We start from the raw sequence: 18,582 nt of genomic DNA on the forward strand, positions 1-18,582 counted from the left end.
TATTTTTAGGTTAATCTTACTTATTCATTACAGCTACAACAATACCGGACAATCCGACAATAGGTACCCTTCCCCTACGAAAGGCTGTCCCATGATCCGAGTTCCCGTTTATAAAATTCATCCACAAGCATAGTTCTGTTTAACCATTGTTGGAAAATGACTATCCTAAACCATTAGCCAAGTTTGATATCGAATCAAAGTTAGGATCGGGCAACCAGCTTAGGATCAACCGATGGTTGCCTTTCCAAAGTCCAATATATTTATTGTTTACATCTATTAGCTTCATAGTTATTTCTCTTATTCTTCCAAACACGCTTCGAAGGATATTAGCTCCTATTTATGCTGCCGCATCACATTCCAAAAATTATAATCCAACATTGGTGCTTTTAAAACGCCTACATTATGCCCAATAGTAACTATTTGCCCACGATGGTAGGTTGTATGGATTAATAAATGCTGGAGGTACTCATACTTGGGGAAGTTTGACGAAAACCATTGGGATTCTATTAAATAGGGTTCGCTCATCGCTTCGATATTTTCTATTACATAATCTGCTAAAAGCTTTGCCTCATTTACTAAGTTGTTCATTTCTGTTTCAATATCCACTGTTGTCGCGATATAGTCAAAACTTGGTGTTGGCGTTTCACGGATCATCGAGGACCAGTACAACTGAGTATCACTAATATGTTTCAGTGTTTTTGCGATACTACTAAAACTGGATGGGCATTCAGCCTGCAGCAATTCATGGGAGTAGTTTTTCAGCCAACTGACCAATTGCTCCGCAACCCATACGTTGTATTCAACGCTGTTTGTCATTAATGTTTTTAAACTCATGGCATTCTTATTTTTTTTTAATCAACTTACGAATTAGGATGAATTCTACTATGCTTTCAATAAGGGTCAATTCCTCAGAAAGCCTGGTTATTTTTTCTATTAAATATAGTAAATATTTTGACTTAAAGTTCTACTAATTAAATTGATACCACAACAATATTGATATTATCGCTATTCTCGACCACTCAGCCAGCTATTCCCTTGTCTTATATTTTACCAGCTAATTGGTGCGGCATTCTATCAATTGCAAGATGCAAGCAATAATTCATTCGATAAATAAAAAAATTATCCGATAATCAGAATCCTTTTGTACCTTTAATAAGTCACTCAATTATAAATCTAAAACAAAGAAATATGTTCAAAAGATTAGCTTTATTTGGTATTCTGATTTTGAGTATAACTACAACTTCCTTAGCGCAACAGGATTGCCAGGAGATAAAAGCAGCATTGGAGAAAACCAAAGCTGAAAATGAATATCTAAAAAACTCATTAAAAATTGGCAAGGCCATTAACGAAGTTACGACTGATAATATTCTTTTTAAACTAACAAAAGTCGAAGGGGATTCAAAGAATCAAACAGTTACGTGTACTATTGTACTGACTACCTCGGCAGCCAACTGGTATATTAATTCAAATGTTAGGTCAATTATTGATATTGATGGCAATGAATATCGTTTAAAATCATTCACGAATGGCGCTTCAAATTATCTAACTGCCATTCAACTGAATACGGATGTACCCATAAAATGCACCTATACATTCAAAGGAGTACTTCCTGCTGTGAAAATGATCAAATTATTTAAATTCGGCTATTCGCATTCTGCAGGGGAACCTTATTTTGTAGACTTTAAAGATATTTCAATTGACTGGAAATAGCCGAATTTTGCAGAGCGCAGCTAAAGTTTTGACTAATCCATGATATCAATTACATATGGACGGAACCGTTATGTCCGATCATGCAATCCAGGTGAGCAGTATTCAATTCGTGTGATAGAAGTGGAGACTAATAAATAATTTGAAGATAAATTGGTATCTTTGAGCTAGATAAATGAAAAACATTAAAGATGAACTACAGAATATCATTCTTAGAGATGGACCAATTGGCAGTTCAAGCAAACTCAAACAAGTCCAGAATTTCCTTAGAAGAAATGCGTGCTCAGGCAAAAGATCTGAAAAACAAGAGTATTTCAAAAGTGAAGAAGAAAAATGCTTAATTGATTTTGCTGTCGAACACGCTTTATTCTATTTAGATGAGATAGATGAAAGCATGTTTATAAGTGAAGGAGCTGAACAGCGTGTCTATAAATTTGATGACTTCAATGTTATAAAGCTTAATTCATCAATATTTTATGAATATTGGCTAGATTATTTTAATAATCTACTCATCCACAATTTTTTCTTTAGTTCTACTAAATATGATTTTTTGGGGTTCAAAATCATTGATGGACAGCTTTATGCTATAGTAAAACAACAATTTATTCTGGCGAACGAAACTACTAACCTCCAATTGGTCCGTTCTTTCCTTGAATATAATTCCTTTCGAAATACACGTAATAATGATTATGTAAATAGTGATCTCTGTTTGATTTTTGAAGATCTACATGATGAAAATGTATTGACTAAGGATGGGATTCTCTATTTCATAGACACAGTCTTTTATCTCAGTAAAAATTTTAGCTCTTCAGAGTAATACAGAAACAGTTTCAAATTATTTATAAACATACAATCTACCAAGATTAATAATTTCGGCGTTAAGTTCACGAAGGCAAGTTTTAGATCATCAATCGATGGTATTAATTCCATTCCGAATACAACTCGCAGCGTTTTTTATAACCTTTCGTTTAAATATCTTACAACATTTTAGCTAATTAAGCTCATGCGAAGATGATTTTTTTTATATTTGGTACTAATCCGTAAATCTTTCGGTATCAACTCGTATTATGGACAATAAACAACAGTCGAGAAAAAAATATCAAGGAGAAAAAAACAACAAAGAGCGAACTATGGGCAAGTTAATTGCTTCAGTCGGTAAAGTTCTTGAAGAAAAAGGTTATCCCGGACTTACGATAGCCAATATTTCAAAGGCGGCAGGTGTGGACCGTAAGCTTATTAGTTTATATTTTGGATCGCTGGACAAATTGGTTGAAACTTACATAAGAGGAAAAGACTATTGGCTTTCGGCAACCGTGAACGCTGTTGAATACTTCGGCAATTCGCCCGAGGTGGGATCAAGAGGCTTTTTAGAATCTTTATTATTAAATCAATTCGAAGATTTTCTTACAAATACTGAAATGCAAAAGATATTGGCCTGGCAGATCTGCGAAGAGTCTACACTCATGTCTGAGATGTCTCAGGAACGGGAAAAGATGAGTGCGCTATTCTTCGCTTTTGCGGATAAAGAACTTCAAGGTAAGGATCTCGACCTAAGGGCAGTTGTAACGATTCTCGTTGCAGGTATTTATTACATCGTCCTTCACTCGGCGCATACAAAAAGTACAGTCTGTGAAATCGATATCTCAACACCAGAAGGATTGGACAGGATCAAAACTTCAATTAAGAACATCTTGGGATGGGCTTATAACTCGGTGGAACAGCCTGTTGCTTAACCCAATGCTCCAATCACAAAACCGCCAGAAAATATCAACATTAATAAGGACATGGGGGCTAATATTCATGCCCTTCTATCTATCAGGTTACTGGTAAATTCTGTCTTATTCTTTTCCAGCGCTTTGTTCGTCAATGAATTCGCCAACCGGACGATCGTCTAATCGGGCTACAACCTTAAACGCGTTATAGATCTGATCAACCGAATATTGATGTGCCGCTAAAGTTTCAAAAAACACTTCATTTAAGGTCTTTACCATGTTTTGGATCTGATCGTAGGATTGAAGTGCTGTGATCGTAAATCTTATCCCCGAATGATTTTTGGACACAGCGGGAAATACCCCGATGTTCAGCAAAAACCCGCGTTTAATCATCCTTTCCATAATGGTATATGCTAGCTCGGCTCTTGAGGTGCCAACGAAGAATATTCCGGAATCAAAATTCGAAATTAGCGGCAGTGAGGTTTCCTTAAATAATGCGCTGGCATATTTTATCCTATTCGCCAATTCGGCCTGCAGCTCCGAGATTTCGTCAGTTAAGTGGATCTTTGCAGAAGCTACCGCAGCACCTAATGTCGCCGGCTGCAACGGACCGGAGGAGTTGAATGGAGCGCCACAGGCACGCACCCTCCTAGCTAATTCCTTATTCGGAAAAACCAAAATGCCGCCACCTGTAGCAAAAGCTTTGGCCATCGATGAGGCTACGATCATCCTATCGTGAATAGTATGGTTGCTGAGTATATATCCTTTTCCATTTTTTCCTAATATACTCATACTATGTGCATCGTCGATATAGGTATGAAATGAAGGATAGGACTCCAACAAATTAAAGATCTCATCAGCCGGGCAGCGGTCCCCGAACATGGAATAAATGCCGTCTGCAAAATACCAAACGCGCTTGTATGTTTTTTGGAGTGTTTCGATGCGCTCCTTCAGTAAATCTAACCGGTTATGCCGCAGGACTTCAAAATGTATTGGCCAATTTGCCCTAAAAACGTTGATCCCGCTCAATACTGAATTATGGAGTTGTTGATCAGCGATCACAGCATCTTCTGAATCCAAAATTACTGGTATGGCAGATAAGTGTGCAAGCGTTGTGGTAGGGGCAATAATGGTGGGGGCTTCGAAAATATCGCTCATCAACTCTTCCAATTCCCTATATAATTCGATGGAAACATAGGCTCTTGATTCGGAAAACTGCACGCCATATTTTTCTACAGCAGCTATTGCAGCACGTTTTAAACGCTCGTCATGTTCTAGTCCAAGATAGCTACAGGAGGTAAAGTTCACTAATGCTGAGTCATTGATGTGGATGAGGTTGTCGGTTGTTAAATCACCTTCCTGCGTTAAATGAAGTATCCCTCTTTTAACGCCTTCAGAAATGCTCTGATCAATAGCACTCATAAAATTATAATGGTTCATGGCTCTGTATTTATATTAAGTTCTCCATTAAAGTTATCGATTTTCCTAATAAAAAGTAGCGGTGTTTTTCGTTATTTGATATTAATTTATAACTTTCAAGGATTAGACATGCCAAAATCTCATACTTTCCTTAACAATCAATGTTGTCAATAAAAAAAATGGGAAACAAATTGTTCCCCACTTTTTATAACCAAGAAATTCATTCTTTTATTGAACGGAAAAACAAGCTAATATAGTATTGCTGTTGTTTAACGCATTGGGGTTAGACACAAGAATTCCGTATTCACCGGGCTCCATACTGTTTATGCTCAGTTTATAAGAATTGTCTTTAAATTTCTTTGCTTGGTAGGCGACAAAGTCCTGGCTGCTTGTCGATCCTCCCGAAAGTGTTCCTACCTCAGCGATCTTCGATTTACGTTCTTTTTTTCAATAGGCTAATAATTAATACAATTCTTTTCATTCATAATTAATAATTCGACATAAATATAGAAAAAGAAAATATATCTATCCAATTGTTGATGAATCTTTGGAACAGTTAGCTGATAAACGAAAAAAGGTAGAAACATCCTTAAGGGTCATACTTAAAATCACCGCAATCTTTTCAGTAACGAACAATTAAGATTATTATGTATATTTGAGCTTATTTAAAGTATATTTTGAAAATGCAAAGGGTTGGGAATTAGATTTCCTGACCTTTTTTATTGCATTTCAGAAGCAAGGGCATTCTTTACATGTAACCAAAGGAAAAACAGAAAAAAGATAGCCTGTTCTCTTAAATCATTATCTTTGTGTAAATTTTTATGCGAATAATCTAAATGGACAATCAGCTAAAGGATATATTTTTTCAATTATTGCGTATAGGGCTTTGGGGAGAAGGAAGGTTAGTCCTAACAAGGCCAATGGATATAGATGATTGGAATACAATCCGAAAATTTGCCGTTAATCATACTGTCGAAGGTATTATTTACGATAGCTTTCCTTTTTTAGAAGAGCAGCAGCTCCCGCCACAAGCACTTCGATTGAGATGGGCAGTCCGTATGGACCAAATCGAAAGGCACAATGAAAAAATGAATCAGGTGATTGCAGAGCTGTTCAACATTTTCAGTAACCTTGGCATCCGTCCGATATTACAAAAAGGGCAAGGAGTGGCCGCGTATTATCGTAATCCAAGCCATCGTATCAGTGGCGATATTGACTGGTGTTTTGAAGCGGATGGCTATGCTAAAGCAAGAAATTTTCTGAAAGACAAACATCCTAATTTTCAAGATACGGCAGGCTTCAGTTTGGATTATCACTGGAAAGGGATTCATATTGAACACCATAAAAAGATTTTTGACCTTCGCAGCCCGCTAAAGAGAGGGTTCTTAAAAAAGATTCTGAAGAAATACCAGGAAAAACAAGAGAGTGTTTCTATCAATGGAACTCCGGTACGATTACTTGCTCCAGAACTGCAACTTTTTCAGGTAAATGTCCATATTTTAAAACACCTCATAACTTATGGGATAGGACTTCGTCAGTTTTGTGATTCAGCGAGGCTTTATTATGCTGTATCTTCAAAGATTGATCCCGCCTCTCTTCGACAAATCTATACACAAGCAGGTATTTTAAAGTGGACCCATCTATTGCATAAGCTTTTGGTAGAATATCTTGGACTACCTAAAGCAGCATTACCTTTTCAGTATCCGGAAAATATAGCTATCGATTGGATGTTCGACGAGGTATGGCATTCTGGTAACTTTGGGTTCCACGATGAAAGATTCGAAAATGGAAAAATAATCCCCGTATTGTCGGTTCATCCAGACGCTACAAAACGTTTGTGGAATAGCTTTAAAAAATATGTCAATTATGCGCCCCAGGAGGCCATAGCTTTTCCTGTAGTCCACCTTTATTCCAAGTTTTTGGGCAAAGACAGCGATTAATTTTCTCTTAAAATAAGAAACGACTTTCGCATTTTGTTAACACAAAATAGCGAAAGTCGTTTGTCTATATCTCATTATTTCTATAGTTTTTGTTCAGTTTCCGTATTATTACGCAACTGTTCTTGTTCTTCCGTTTTAGTCTGGTTTCCTTCCAATTCCTCAGCTTTCACGCCTTTCGGATTGCTCCATAGTTTCTTTTTATAAGCGTCAAGTTTCTCTTCCACTTTCTTTCCATCGAGTTGCTGTACACCGTTTTCAGATTCTTTTACATTCTGCAGCATTCCCGGGGATGATTCTCTGATGATAGTACTCGCAAACTTGTTCTGTACAAAAAAATCGTCCATGCTCATATCATATAGACCTTTGTCTGGATCGGAGATATCAACCTGAACCAGACTATAGCGCAACTGCGGAAAGTAAAGCCAAAAGGCGGGAGTTGAACCTACAGACTCGGCTAATTCGGCAGAAGTTGTAATATTCATTAAAGGGGCAACACCGATGATACGAGTCTCGAGCCTACTACGTTGTTTATCAAAAAAGATATCCTCCTTGACACGGAATTTGGTCACCCGCGAAGGATCAAATTCATTCAGTGTCATTTTTGAATCAATCTGGTTACCCTCATCATCAAAGATTGGCACGAGTACGCTGTCCGCAAACCGAGCCATCCCTTCTTGTGCACTTAATCTGCCCTTAAAAGAATCATCATCAGGGCTATACAGCGAAAGCTTGCCCTTCTCGATCGCTTTCATTACCACCTCAATTAAAGAATTACCAGGAATAGCCAAAATCGCATTCTTATCATCTTTCAGATCAATATCCCGCCATACACGCTTATAAAAACGGATATTTTTTTTGTTTACTTCTGGATAAGCAAAAGGAACCGCATCTTCCATCGAATTTGCTTGATAGAACCCATCAGTAAGCGGAATTGTATCTTGGTTGATTTCCCCAGATTCCACGGGCTTTGCAGCGGAAATATTATTTAAAGTATCTTGATTTCTGGGCACCGTATCTATTGTTGTCTCTTGTTGAGCAAACAATGAGCTAATGACGAAAGTCATTGCAGTTGCCACTAATATTTTTGTTTTCATCACTTTCAATTTCATTTTGTGATCAAATAATTAATACTTGCGCGTTTTACTTTGTACGGTTGGCATTTCGAATGCCGACATGACACAACGAAATCCGATATAGGAATGTGGTTCGTAGTCCACTGAATAGTTTCTTGTCTCACTATTCAGCTGCTCGCCATTATCCTTCCAAGAACCACCACGTACCACCTTCCGTTTCAATGCATCACCATCTTTTGCATCCGCATCATACAATAAAGCTGGATTTAAGTCATTGACAAAAACTACTGCAGAAGGACTATAGGCATCCAGTGTCCATTCAGACACATTCCCCGCCATATTATAGACACCAAAAGCATTCGGCATATATGATTTAACCGGCAAAGTAAAGGTGGCCCCATCCCGGGAATAAGTTCCTTCTCCCTGTTTAAAATTGACGGCCAATTTCTTTTTACCGTCAGTTCCATCAACTGTCATACGAGAACCTGCTATTGTATCCTGTGGATCTAATTTACCTGATGCAGCATATTGCCATTGCGCTTCAGTAGGTAAGCTCAAGCTCAATTGATAACCATTGAGATAAGAATTCTTCAGCACAGTAGCCGCCATCTCACTTGCACGCCAATCGGTAAATGCCCGGGCTTGTCTCCAGGTAACACCAACCACAGGATAATAATCAAAAGAAGGATGCGTAAAGTAATTGGCATCCAAAGAAGCCAACTGCGCATTTGGAAAATCCTTTGTCCAGATATCCTCCACTGGCATAACCGCTACAGAGTCGGTCACGTAAGATTTTTTAACGTTACCTTTCGATTGCAAATAGGAAAAACGATATTTAATCACCTCGGGATTAAGTGCACGTCGGTTGCCTCGCATTTCTAACATGGGAGCCAAACGCTCCTGAATACTTGGATCATTGCTTTTCCAAAGTGGTGAAACCTTTTTGACTTTCGCCCAATTGATTCGGCGCTGTCCAACCTGTTCACCTGCGATCTCCAAAAAGTATTGATCATCTTGCAGGTAATCCGTTACGGCGACGGAATCAGCCACCCAGTTCACAAATTCGCGATATTGTTTGTTTGTTACTTCGGCCTCATCAATAAAAAATGCACTCACACTTACATTCTTTCCTACATTTCCACTATCAAGGGAGCCCTTGAAAAGTATGGTACCAGAAGGAATATAAACCATGCCCGGAGGCGCTGGCAACTTACCCCCTTTAAAAGCTTCTACTTTAGGGGATTTATACAAATTTGAATTGGACTTACATGCAGAAAAACCAATTAAGATAGCCAAAGAAACAAGCCCCAATAGACGATTGCTATAGCTTCCTTTTAATATATTCATCATTTGTTCTTTTAGATTAAATGTTTGGTTAGCTTATTTACGACTGAACAGTGCATATTTTACACCTAGCGATATAAAGCCATATTGATCCTTATTGCTGTTGATAATACCATCCAGATTATCGTTCGTTGTCAGGGTATGTTGGTAGTTTACGTTAATTGCCCATTGCGGTCCGTAGAGTGTCCGGCCAAATGGGATATCCACTCCAATGTTTAGTGGAATAATAAAATGAATACCAGAACGATCTTCAGCAATTTCGCCACCACGATCGATAATTGAGCTAGCGTATAGAGGATCTAACTGTCTTTTTATACGGTTCTTTAATGCTCCAGCTCCAGCGCCTACATAGACATTGGAAAGAATGCGTGAAAATGTATTTGCTTGCAGTGTATAATAACTGTAATTATCTGGACGCCGCAAAAACTGCCCAATACGAACTTTACCGTTCACATTCGCAGCGTAATAACTATTTTCAAATTCGCTATTGTAACCGTTACCAGCAAGTTTTCCCTTCTCGCCGTGTAAACCAACGGAAATAAATGGTGTAATTAGATAATCTGCTTCACCATAGAATCCGAATTTGGCCCCATCATTGGTTAAATCGGTCAGGCCAAATGTTGCCCCAGCACCAGCACCTACACTAAAAGGGCGCGAAAATTGAGCAGATGCAGTCCCTATGGACATGCAGAATAGCCCAATAAATGTAAGCACCAATTTTTCTTTCAATTGCAAAAATCTGTTTCTCAGTGGTCTCATCTGTATCGATTAGTAATTAAAATGTATATATTCAAAAACGTTTTTCATGCAAAATTATTATAAAATAAAACCCCAAGTCGAGGTATCGACTTGGGGTTAAACAACAATAAGGCCAAAAATCTATTTTATCATAGATCTATTTGATATTTAAACGATTTTTAAGGTCATGCCAAACTTTTGCAAGCCCTGTTTTCTTTTTACCTTTATCACCATAGCCATAACCGTAGCCATAACCATAGCCATAACCGCGAGCAAAGTCAACGTCATTGACGACAGCTGCAAGATTTTTTAGCTTGCCATCCACATAGAGTTCACGCGGCACCTGAAGTAAACGCTTGTCCAAATAATTAACACGTGATACATACAGTGTCAGGTCTGCATTGTGAGCAATTAACAATGTATCTGTCACAAGACTCACTGGTGCAGTATCGACCAAAATATAGTCATAATGATTACGTGCATACTTAATTACGTCATCAAAGTGCCCATTCATTAAAAGTTCGGCCGGATTCGGTGCTATATATCCCGAATATACCACATCAAAGTCATAATTGCCCGGCTTTTTAATGATGATATTATCCACATCCATTTCCGGATTGATCAAGAATTGTGTAATCCCTACATTGGTATGCTGTAAATGTGATAAGCCTAAATAATCCAATACCTTTGGACTACGGATATCAGCTCCTATCAATAATACTTTCTTTCCAGACATAGATAAGATCTGCGCAAGATTGGTCGTTACAAAAGATTTACCTTCACCAGAGATAGTTGATGTCACAAAAACAACCTTAGATTTATCCTTTTGATCAGCACCAAACATAAAGTTCATATTGGTGCGTAAGATCCGAAATGCTTCCGCCAAGGACGAACGATCGTTGAGGTGTACTATTGTATCTTCAGCAGTAGGTATTTCACCTAATACTGGCGCTTTAACAATTTCCTCAATGTCCTTACGTGAATGGATTTTATTGTCCAATAAAAACTTTAAGTAGAGGATTATAAATGGTATTATAATTCCTAATGCCATGGCACCCAATAGAATAATCACTTTCCTAGGCGAGACAGGAATTCCGTTACTATAAGCCGCATCGATTATTTTTAAGTTATCAGGAGTTGCCGCGGCTTTAACTTCACTCTCTTCTCTTTTTTGTAATAAAAGTAAATAGAGTGATTCAACGATCTGTTGCTGACGTGAAATTTTCTTAAAGCCTTGCTCTTGATTTGGAATAGAACTAATTCTACCTTTAATTTCGTTAGATTTCCTTTCAATACTGCTCAGAGCCAATTGGGTTACTTTCTGATAATTTTTTAGGGATTGGCGAATGTTTTTATCCGATTCCGCAATACTTTCATTTAAAGCAATGACCGCTGGGTTTTGGTCTGATGCTGACTTTAATAAATCATCTCTCTCCAAGACCAACTTATTATAAGCTGCAATCGCCGTCCCGATTGAGGCATCCTGTAAACCAATATTAGATGGGAGTAATTTTCCTACTTCCTGACTTTTCAGGTAATCACTCATATGATCCACCAATTGTAGTTGCGTCCGATACTCCAACACTTTTTTATCATTTTCAGAAGCATTGTTCAGAAAAACTCCAGCCTCGGTAGCCATATCCACCATTGAATTGGCTGATTTGAAATCTGCTGCTTGCTCGTCTGCACCTGAGAGATCTTTTGAAATAAGCATCAACCGCTTATTAATAAAATCAGAGGTAGCACGGGTCATTCTCAGCTTGTCATTTGTTAAATCAAGGTTATAGGTCTCTATTAAAGTGTTTAATATCAATTTTGCTTTTTTACTCAATGAGGAGACCATTGCAAAATTGACAATATAGGATTGCATTTCCTTTCCTGGAGATATATTTATTGCTCCTAAATTTGCATCTATCGCCCAATCTTTAGGCACAATATTTACAATATAATCATCATCAGGATCAATTTTATTAACAGCATTTCGCCGGATTATAATCTTATTGTCCCCTATTTTAAAAGCTTTATCAAAACCTATGTTAGATTTAACTCCTGAACCTAAATCTACGACATCCAATTGTTTTCCATTTGTAGAGTTAATACGTATATTAATGAATGTCGTATCTTGATCACCCAGTGGTTCAACAATAAAAGGCATATCCCTTTCTAACAGTTCAGAAGAGCGAATCTTACCTTTAACAGAATATGTAATATTAAGGTGATGTTGATCGACAACTTTTCTCATTAGGCGCCGTGACGCAAGCACCTCAATTTGGTCCGTTACGAACGCAGCTCTAGAGCCACCAAACCCCATAGTACTACTTAGTTCGGCAATTCCTGCCAATTCACCAGCGGATGCACTTCGTTCATCTTTCAATAATATTTTAGCCGTTGTATTATACGTTTTTTGGGCATATCTTAAGTATACTACAGCAATTCCGAGAAAAAGGACAATGGTAATTAAGAACCACTTCCAATAAAAAGTATATTGTTCGAAAAGCTGTCGAAGATTTATTTCCTCTCCCTGTTTTTCCTTATTCTGTATAGGTTGTTGTTCCATAGAGGTATTAGCGTGTCAATACTGAAATTACTGTAATTAATAAACTGGCAATTGAAATAATTATATTTGTATTTGCCCCTAGTTTCGAGTTATTTATTTGTGCCTTATTTGGCTCGACATAGATTACATCATTTTGTGCCAAATAATAATAGGGCGAATTAAGAGTGCTCTGTTGGGTAAGATCCAAACGATGCATAGATTTTTTTCCGTCTATTTCACGGATCAACATTACATTTTCACGAACGCCCCGAATCGTTAAATCACCAGCCATTCCGATGGCCTCCAAAACTGTTAAACGTTCTGTTGGCATGATAAATGACCCTGGCTTTGCTACTTCTCCTAAGACAGAAACCCTAAAGTTATTAAAATTCATATTGACACCAGGATCTTTAATATATTGACTCAATTCCAGGCGCAATTTTTCTATTGCTTCAACCCTTGTCAATCCAGCGACATGTACCTTACCCAACATAGGTAGCGTGATATCCCCTTGGTTATCGACAGTATAAGTCGGTCGCAAAGCCATGTCAACCTGTTGTGTCAAATTACTGGTCGTCATTGAACTAACAGGGTTAAACGGCACTGTCACCTTTGGATCCGCAGCAGTGACCACAATTGTTAAGATATCATTTACCTGAATCTTCGGAACATATTGCTCATACAAGGTATTAATTTGCGTAGAGTCATTCTGTAAATAGACCATATTCTTGCGTGAACCACAAGAACTAAATAGCATCAACACTAACGTATATAACAATCCAAGTGTTAAACCATACTTTGAAATTAATCGCATGTTTTATTTAAATTATAAAATTGATTTTAGTATTTCAATGACAAAAATATATTTTTTTTCGCAAAAACCCTTTATGCATGATAACTTAATAAGGATTTAACGAATGCCCTCTCTGCCAAGCAAGTTTTATGCCTAAAAACTTTATTTGCTAATCTAGGTACAAATTCCGTTACTGATCTTTTTCTATCATCGTAAAATAATCGAACTTCCAAGTGTAATCATCCAGTGGCGCATGCGTTACTGGATAGTCCGCATAGACCAATAATTCACTGTCCGCTTCCAACGCCCGAAAGGCTGTCCCATAGCCCACAGGGACATGAAGAACCTTCATGTCGACAGCATTCAACTTAACATTTTCTACGGGCAGCGATTGATCTGGGCTCTCCCAATTATCAATCTTTACCAAATCAACGTTAAAGCTTCCAGACAGCACATAAAACCAGCGCTGCTCAATACGATGTGCCCGCCAGCCTCTGATCAACTCAGTATCTGCGTTCTTTATAATATAGAATCGCTTGACCAAGCTCATATCGAAATCATTGACAAAACGGATTTGTCCGCGTTCATCTTTGGCTATCCCCCCCTGAAAAACACCTAACTCACTCATAATAAAATCAAATTTTGACGTATTTTTTAATTATATAGGTCTTTAATACCAGATAGACCACACTCAATGCACCTATCAAAACGAGCGCAAAGATCAATTGTTCCTGCAGAGATTGCGTTGAAAACTGAATCACCATGTAACCTATTCCTAATTGAACCAGCCCATAAAGAAACGATATCATTAGTTTATTTACCCCCGCCTCATTGCCTAAAAATTGGTATAAATGAGAGCGATGTGCTTCAAAAATATTCTCTTTACGAGATATACGTCTAATAATAGTCCAGACAGCATCCACCCCATATACAACCAAAAACAGAATATAGATCAGGTTTCCTGTTTTTAGAATCAACATACCTAGCGCAAAAAGCAAAATATAAGCGATCGCAACAGATCCTACGTCACCTGCAAAGCATTTTGCTTTGACCCGAAAATTAAAGAAAGTAAATACCAACACTCCCAACAATGAAAAAATGAGTATGTCTTGAGCGATAAAATTCACCTGTTGATTAACGATCATTAATAATACCCCGACAGCAAGGCTATAACAGGCTGTAATCCCATTGATACCATCCATAAAGTTATAGGCATTAATAACACCAACCACTACAATAAAACCGATCAACAGATAATACCATGGCATATCAAACAAGTCGAGTTGATAGGCCATCAACAGCACTGAAGAAAAATGAACTAATAATCTTATCTTATTGGAAAGAGTAAAGATATCGTCCAAAAAGGAGACTATCGTCATGAGGGTCAATCCAAGAAAAAACCAGGGATATTGAAAACCAGAATATATGAAATATATTAAGACGCCGAAGTAGAAAATAATCCCACCACCACGCAAAGTGACCGACGAATGGGAAGAGCGCTCGTTGGGTTTATCAATGATGTTAAAACGATCAGCGACTTTAAAATACGCTAGCTCTAAGATAAATAAGGCAATCAGCACAAGAAGGTAAATCATTCCTAAATAATGTATAGTAATTTATTTTATATTTTTAATTAAGAGGCTCTTTCAAATGGTCCAAAGATTCGAAAATAGAATTCTGTGACCTAAACTCTGGCACAATTGCTTTCACTAATCCCACAATTTGCATTTTATCTTTTTCGGGATTTGCCCGTTGCACCAATTGGCAAAGTTCATCAATTTTTTTACGTTTTTCTGCAACATCCAAGGTATTTACTTTGGCAATCATAATTTTTTCATGATGTGTCTTTTCTGTATTTTCATCATTTGCTAGCAGCTCCTCAAAGATCTTTTCTCCCGGCCGTAATCCGACAACTTTGATATCTACGTCTTCCGGATATCGAAGGCCTTTGAGACGAATCATCTGCTTAGCCAGGTCCATGATTTTTACGGGCTCCCCCATATCAAACACATATATCTCACCACCGTTACCCATAATTCCGGCTTCTTGAACCAACTGACAGGCCTCTGGAATGGTCATAAAAAAGCGGGTAATGTCCGGATGGGTAATTGTAATCGGTCCTCCTTTGTCAATCTGCTTCTCAAACAATGGTATAACTGAGCCATTTGATCCCAATACGTTTCCAAACCTAGTGACAATAAAAGCAGTGCTTGATACTTGATTGACAGCACTCACTGCGATCTCGGCAACACGCTTCGTAGCTCCCATGACATTAGTCGGGTTGACTGCTTTATCTGTGGAAACCATAACAAACTTCTCTACCTTATATTTGTCCGCCAATAAAGCGATATTATAAGAACCGAAAACATTTGTCCATACAGCCTCATAAGGATTGGCTTCCATTAACGGGACGTGCTTATACGCCGCCGCATGGAAAATAAGTTGTGGACGGTACTGTTGAAATATGACCTCCATAAAGTCTTTGTCCCGGACATCGCCAACAATAAAAGTAAAATCATCAAAACAAGGAAAACCCCGTAACTCCTGCTGAATATCATATAACGCTGATTCAGCCTGGTCTAACACAACTAGCTTACAGGACACCTGTCCGATCTGACATACCAGTTCGGCCCCTATAGATCCTGCGCCACCTGTTACCAATACAACTTTGCCCGTTAATGCTTCCTTAATAATTGGATTATCCAACTCAATAGGCTTTCGTCCCAATAAATCTGATACCTTTAATGCCCGAATCTGTTGCGTAGCTACGCTACCTTCTAACAGCGCTGCAGAATTTGGTATGATCTTAATTTTTATAGGCAATAATTCAGCCCTTGCAGTAATATTCTTTAATCTTTCAGGGGAGGAATTATCGATCGCTATCACAAGTTCCTGTGCTCCTCCAATTCGCTCTAATAAATTCATGTCCAATTCTTCAAGTGAACGAATACGGATACCCTGAATATATCGGCCAATACGCACCGGATTATCATCTAAAATCGCAACAACCTTATATCTATTACGTGAGCCTAATTGTAAAAGGTTATAGGCATTATGGCCCATGTTTCCCGCTCCAAACAAAATAACTGGAACAGCATTTTGTCTGTTATTCCAAAAGAAAGAATGATAGACCGTTTTATAGAATAATCTTACAGATGCCATTGCTATTCCAGTCATTAAAGCATGAAATAACAATTGCGTCTGCGAAAAATAATATTTCCTTTCTAGCTCATCAGAAACAATAAACTCCCATAAATAGGAAGCCATTATTGTAACCAAAAATGCTACTGCGATGCAATTTCCGATTAATTTTAAATCACGCAATCCCGTACGCCTAACAATGCTCTGGTAAGGCTTAAATACTAAAAATACGAATAGGTAAATAAATGATACAACGATCGATTCACACAACAATATTGAAATTGAAATAGTTCCACGATGTTTCATCAGTAAAATATAGCAAAAAACAAAGCTAAACCACACTAAAAATAAATCTATTGATAGTACGAGCCAACGCGGTCCATCCTTACGTAAAATATTTCTCAAGCCAGTAGCATGCTCACTTTCCATAACAATAGTTAATTATCCAACAATATCTTTCATCATACGGTCTACTTTTTCTGCTAATAGGTGTTGAAGACTTGGATAGTCTTCTTTTGCCTGGAGTATTCCTTTAACGGAGCAATAAAACTTGATTTTGGGTTCCGTACCGGATGGTCTCGCCGAAATCACGTCTCCATCTGCGGTAATGAATTGCAATACGTCCGACTTTGGAAGAGCAATCTCGTTTGTATTACCTGTTTTCATGTCAGTCGTTTGGGAAAGTTGGTAGTCTCGAATTTCTTTAACTTCGATTCCCCCAAGTGTCGTGGGTAGATTTTGGCGCAGTCCAGCCATCATGGCCTGTATTTCCTCGGCTCCGGCTTTTCCTTTTTTCGTTAAGGAAATCAATTTTTCCTGATAGCAGCCAAATTCTTGATAAATATCCAATAATACGTCATAGACCGTCTTACCTTTTGACTTAAAATATGCAGTCATTTCTGCCAGGAAAGCACAGGAATTAGGCGCATCCTTATCTCTGACCAGGTCACCGACCAGGTAGCCGTAGCTTTCCTCTCCGCCGGCAAGATAGTGTGCTGAATCACCTAATTTTGTGATCAGCTCGCCGATATATTTAAAGCCTGTGAGGGTTTCGTAGTGCGCTACATGGTAATGATCGGCAATATCTGCCTGAAGGTTGCTGGTTACAATCGTTTTAACGATGTATGGGTGGTGCCCCAACTGTTTTAGATCACTCTTTGCACTTAAGACATAGTAAATTAGTAAACTGCCGATCTGATTACCATTGAGTAACTGAAATTGTCCCTGGCTGTTTTTAACAGCTATTCCGACACGGTCTGCATCTGGATCGGTTGCTAAAACCAAATCTGCGTCAATCTCTTCACCTTTTTTCTTTGCTAAGGCCATCGCGTCCTCCTCCTCCGGATTCGGATAGATTACCGTTGGAAAATTTCCATCCGGTGTGGCCTGCTCGGTGACTACTGTAACGTTTTCAAAACCCCATGATGCCAGCATTTTTGGTACGATTGTAATTCCAGTGCCGTGGATCGGAGAATAGACTATTTTTAAATCCTTTTGTGCCCGAACAGCTTCAGGATGTATACTCAATGCTTTATTGGCATCAATATAAATCTGGTCAATCTCTTCACTGACAGGAATAATATTTTGGCTATTTCCTTCAAACTGGATATCTTTTACAGAGGTGATTGCATTGACCTCATCGATGACATTTTTATCATGGGGCGCAGTCAATTGCGAGCCATCATTCCAATAAGCTTTATAACCATTGTATTCCTTGGGATTGTGCGAAGCCGTTAACATGACACCGCTCTGGCATCCAAAATGACGGATGGCAAAAGACAGCATTGGTGTAGGACGCAATTCATTGAAGAGATAGACCCTGATACCATTGGCAGCAAATACCTGGGCCACAAGCTGACCAAAAGATTGGGAGTTGTTACGGCTATCGTAAGCTACGGCTACCTTGATCTCCTGATCAGGAAACTGCTTTTTGAGATAGTTCGATAAGCCCTGTGTCGCTTTTCCAATCGTATATTTATTCATGCGATTGGAACCTACACCCATAATCCCTCTTAAGCCGCCCGTGCCAAACTCAAGATCCCTGTAGAATGAATCGATCAGCTCCGTCTCAGCCTGATCATCTATTAACTTCTGAACTGCACCTCTTGTTTCCTCATCATAATTTGAGGTCAACCATTCGTCGATTTTCTTTTGTATGTCTTTGTCTAAATTTCCCATT

15 protein-coding genes are annotated in these 18,582 nt (G+C 38.3%); 4 read left to right on the forward strand and 11 right to left on the reverse strand.

The features are described 5' to 3' along the window. Positions 1-333: 333 nt before the first annotated feature. Complete coding sequence (locus HPC41_RS10155) at positions 334-834, reverse strand: DinB family protein (RefSeq protein ID WP_172393909.1); 501 nt, start codon at positions 832-834, stop codon at positions 334-336. Between the two features lie 354 nt (positions 835-1,188). On the opposite strand from HPC41_RS10155, the gene HPC41_RS10160 reads away from it, so the two are divergent. The 3 genes from HPC41_RS10160 to HPC41_RS10170 all read left to right on the forward strand — a co-directional run bounded on the left by HPC41_RS10160 (position 1,189) and on the right by HPC41_RS10170 (position 3,440). Next, positions 1,189-1,710 (forward strand): hypothetical protein, encoded by a 522-nt coding sequence (locus HPC41_RS10160; protein ID WP_172393910.1) that lies wholly within the window; start codon positions 1,189-1,191, stop codon positions 1,708-1,710. A 172-nt stretch (positions 1,711-1,882) separates the two neighbouring features. Continuing rightward, entirely contained in the window at positions 1,883-2,524 is a 642-nt protein-coding gene (locus HPC41_RS10165) for a putative polyvalent protein kinase domain-containing protein (RefSeq protein ID WP_172393911.1), read from the forward strand. 250 nt (positions 2,525-2,774) lie between these two features. After that, positions 2,775-3,440 carry a TetR/AcrR family transcriptional regulator gene (locus HPC41_RS10170; protein ID WP_172393912.1) on the forward strand — a complete coding sequence of 222 codons (666 nt, stop codon included), beginning with the start codon at positions 2,775-2,777 and terminating at the stop codon, positions 3,438-3,440. A 105-nt stretch (positions 3,441-3,545) separates the two neighbouring features. On the opposite strand, the gene HPC41_RS10175 is transcribed toward HPC41_RS10170, so the two are convergent. Further along, positions 3,546-4,859, reverse strand: a complete 1,314-nt coding sequence (locus tag HPC41_RS10175; protein ID WP_172393913.1) for an aminotransferase class I/II-fold pyridoxal phosphate-dependent enzyme — start codon at positions 4,857-4,859, stop codon at positions 3,546-3,548. 815 nt (positions 4,860-5,674) lie between these two features. Here HPC41_RS10175 and HPC41_RS10180 point away from each other — a divergent pair. Next, the gene (locus tag HPC41_RS10180; RefSeq protein ID WP_172393914.1) at positions 5,675-6,778 is read left to right on the forward strand and encodes a nucleotidyltransferase domain-containing protein; all 1,104 of its coding nucleotides are present in this window, start codon (positions 5,675-5,677) and stop codon (positions 6,776-6,778) included. An 80-nt stretch (positions 6,779-6,858) separates the two neighbouring features. Here HPC41_RS10180 and porN read toward each other — a convergent pair whose 3' ends face one another. From porN to HPC41_RS10225, 9 genes are all read right to left on the reverse strand, one after another. Further along, complete coding sequence (gene porN, locus HPC41_RS10185; protein ID WP_172393915.1) at positions 6,859-7,872, reverse strand: type IX secretion system ring subunit PorN/GldN; 1,014 nt, start codon at positions 7,870-7,872, stop codon at positions 6,859-6,861. Between the two features lie 30 nt (positions 7,873-7,902). Continuing rightward, positions 7,903-9,201, reverse strand: coding sequence for a T9SS ring complex lipoprotein PorK/GldK (gene porK, locus HPC41_RS10190; protein ID WP_172393916.1), 1,299 nt, complete (start codon positions 9,199-9,201; stop codon positions 7,903-7,905). A 30-nt stretch (positions 9,202-9,231) separates the two neighbouring features. Further along, positions 9,232-9,954: a porin family protein gene (locus HPC41_RS10195; RefSeq protein WP_172393917.1), complete on the reverse strand. Its 723-nt coding sequence runs from the start codon at positions 9,952-9,954 to the stop codon at positions 9,232-9,234. Positions 9,955-10,090: 136 nt separating this feature from the next. Further along, the gene (locus tag HPC41_RS10200) at positions 10,091-12,490 is read right to left on the reverse strand and encodes a GumC family protein (protein ID WP_172393918.1); all 2,400 of its coding nucleotides are present in this window, start codon (positions 12,488-12,490) and stop codon (positions 10,091-10,093) included. 7 nt (positions 12,491-12,497) lie between these two features. Continuing rightward, entirely contained in the window at positions 12,498-13,283 is a 786-nt protein-coding gene (locus HPC41_RS10205) for a polysaccharide biosynthesis/export family protein (RefSeq protein ID WP_172393919.1), read from the reverse strand. 169 nt (positions 13,284-13,452) lie between these two features. Further along, positions 13,453-13,890, reverse strand: coding sequence for a WxcM-like domain-containing protein (locus HPC41_RS10210; RefSeq protein ID WP_172393920.1), 438 nt, complete (start codon positions 13,888-13,890; stop codon positions 13,453-13,455). Positions 13,891-13,897: 7 nt separating this feature from the next. Then, complete coding sequence (locus tag HPC41_RS10215; protein WP_172393921.1) at positions 13,898-14,857, reverse strand: MraY family glycosyltransferase; 960 nt, start codon at positions 14,855-14,857, stop codon at positions 13,898-13,900. A 34-nt stretch (positions 14,858-14,891) separates the two neighbouring features. Further along, positions 14,892-16,832 (reverse strand): polysaccharide biosynthesis protein, encoded by a 1,941-nt coding sequence (locus HPC41_RS10220; protein WP_172393922.1) that lies wholly within the window; start codon positions 16,830-16,832, stop codon positions 14,892-14,894. Between the two features lie 12 nt (positions 16,833-16,844). After that, positions 16,845-18,581 carry a phospho-sugar mutase gene (locus HPC41_RS10225; protein WP_172392581.1) on the reverse strand — a complete coding sequence of 579 codons (1,737 nt, stop codon included), beginning with the start codon at positions 18,579-18,581 and terminating at the stop codon, positions 16,845-16,847. Position 18,582 lies beyond the last annotated feature (1 nt).

It is taken from the genome of Sphingobacterium prati, from assembly GCF_013167215.1.
GTDB classification, from domain to species: Bacteria; Bacteroidota; Bacteroidia; order Sphingobacteriales; family Sphingobacteriaceae; genus Sphingobacterium; species Sphingobacterium prati.

What these genes read in the sequence shown, in the direction of transcription:
- HPC41_RS10155 (WP_172393909.1), bottom strand. Translation starts at nt 834, where the DNA reads ATGAGTTTAAAAACATTAATGACAAACAGCGTTGAATACAACGTATGG.
- HPC41_RS10160 (WP_172393910.1), top strand. Translation starts at nt 1,189, where the DNA reads ATGTTCAAAAGATTAGCTTTATTTGGTATTCTGATTTTGAGTATAACT.
- HPC41_RS10165 (WP_172393911.1), top strand. Translation starts at nt 1,883, where the DNA reads ATGAAAAACATTAAAGATGAACTACAGAATATCATTCTTAGAGATGGA.
- HPC41_RS10170 (WP_172393912.1), top strand. Translation starts at nt 2,775, where the DNA reads ATGGACAATAAACAACAGTCGAGAAAAAAATATCAAGGAGAAAAAAAC.
- HPC41_RS10175 (WP_172393913.1), bottom strand. Translation starts at nt 4,859, where the DNA reads ATGAACCATTATAATTTTATGAGTGCTATTGATCAGAGCATTTCTGAA.
- HPC41_RS10180 (WP_172393914.1), top strand. Translation starts at nt 5,675, where the DNA reads ATGGACAATCAGCTAAAGGATATATTTTTTCAATTATTGCGTATAGGG.
- porN (WP_172393915.1), bottom strand. Translation starts at nt 7,872, where the DNA reads ATGAAAACAAAAATATTAGTGGCAACTGCAATGACTTTCGTCATTAGC.
- porK (WP_172393916.1), bottom strand. Translation starts at nt 9,201, where the DNA reads ATGATGAATATATTAAAAGGAAGCTATAGCAATCGTCTATTGGGGCTT.
- HPC41_RS10195 (WP_172393917.1), bottom strand. Translation starts at nt 9,954, where the DNA reads ATGAGACCACTGAGAAACAGATTTTTGCAATTGAAAGAAAAATTGGTG.
- HPC41_RS10200 (WP_172393918.1), bottom strand. Translation starts at nt 12,490, where the DNA reads ATGGAACAACAACCTATACAGAATAAGGAAAAACAGGGAGAGGAAATA.
- HPC41_RS10205 (WP_172393919.1), bottom strand. Translation starts at nt 13,283, where the DNA reads ATGCGATTAATTTCAAAGTATGGTTTAACACTTGGATTGTTATATACG.
- HPC41_RS10210 (WP_172393920.1), bottom strand. Translation starts at nt 13,890, where the DNA reads ATGAGTGAGTTAGGTGTTTTTCAGGGGGGGATAGCCAAAGATGAACGC.
- HPC41_RS10215 (WP_172393921.1), bottom strand. Translation starts at nt 14,857, where the DNA reads ATGATTTACCTTCTTGTGCTGATTGCCTTATTTATCTTAGAGCTAGCG.
- HPC41_RS10220 (WP_172393922.1), bottom strand. Translation starts at nt 16,832, where the DNA reads ATGGAAAGTGAGCATGCTACTGGCTTGAGAAATATTTTACGTAAGGAT.
- HPC41_RS10225 (WP_172392581.1), bottom strand. Translation starts at nt 18,581, where the DNA reads ATGGGAAATTTAGACAAAGACATACAAAAGAAAATCGACGAATGGTTG.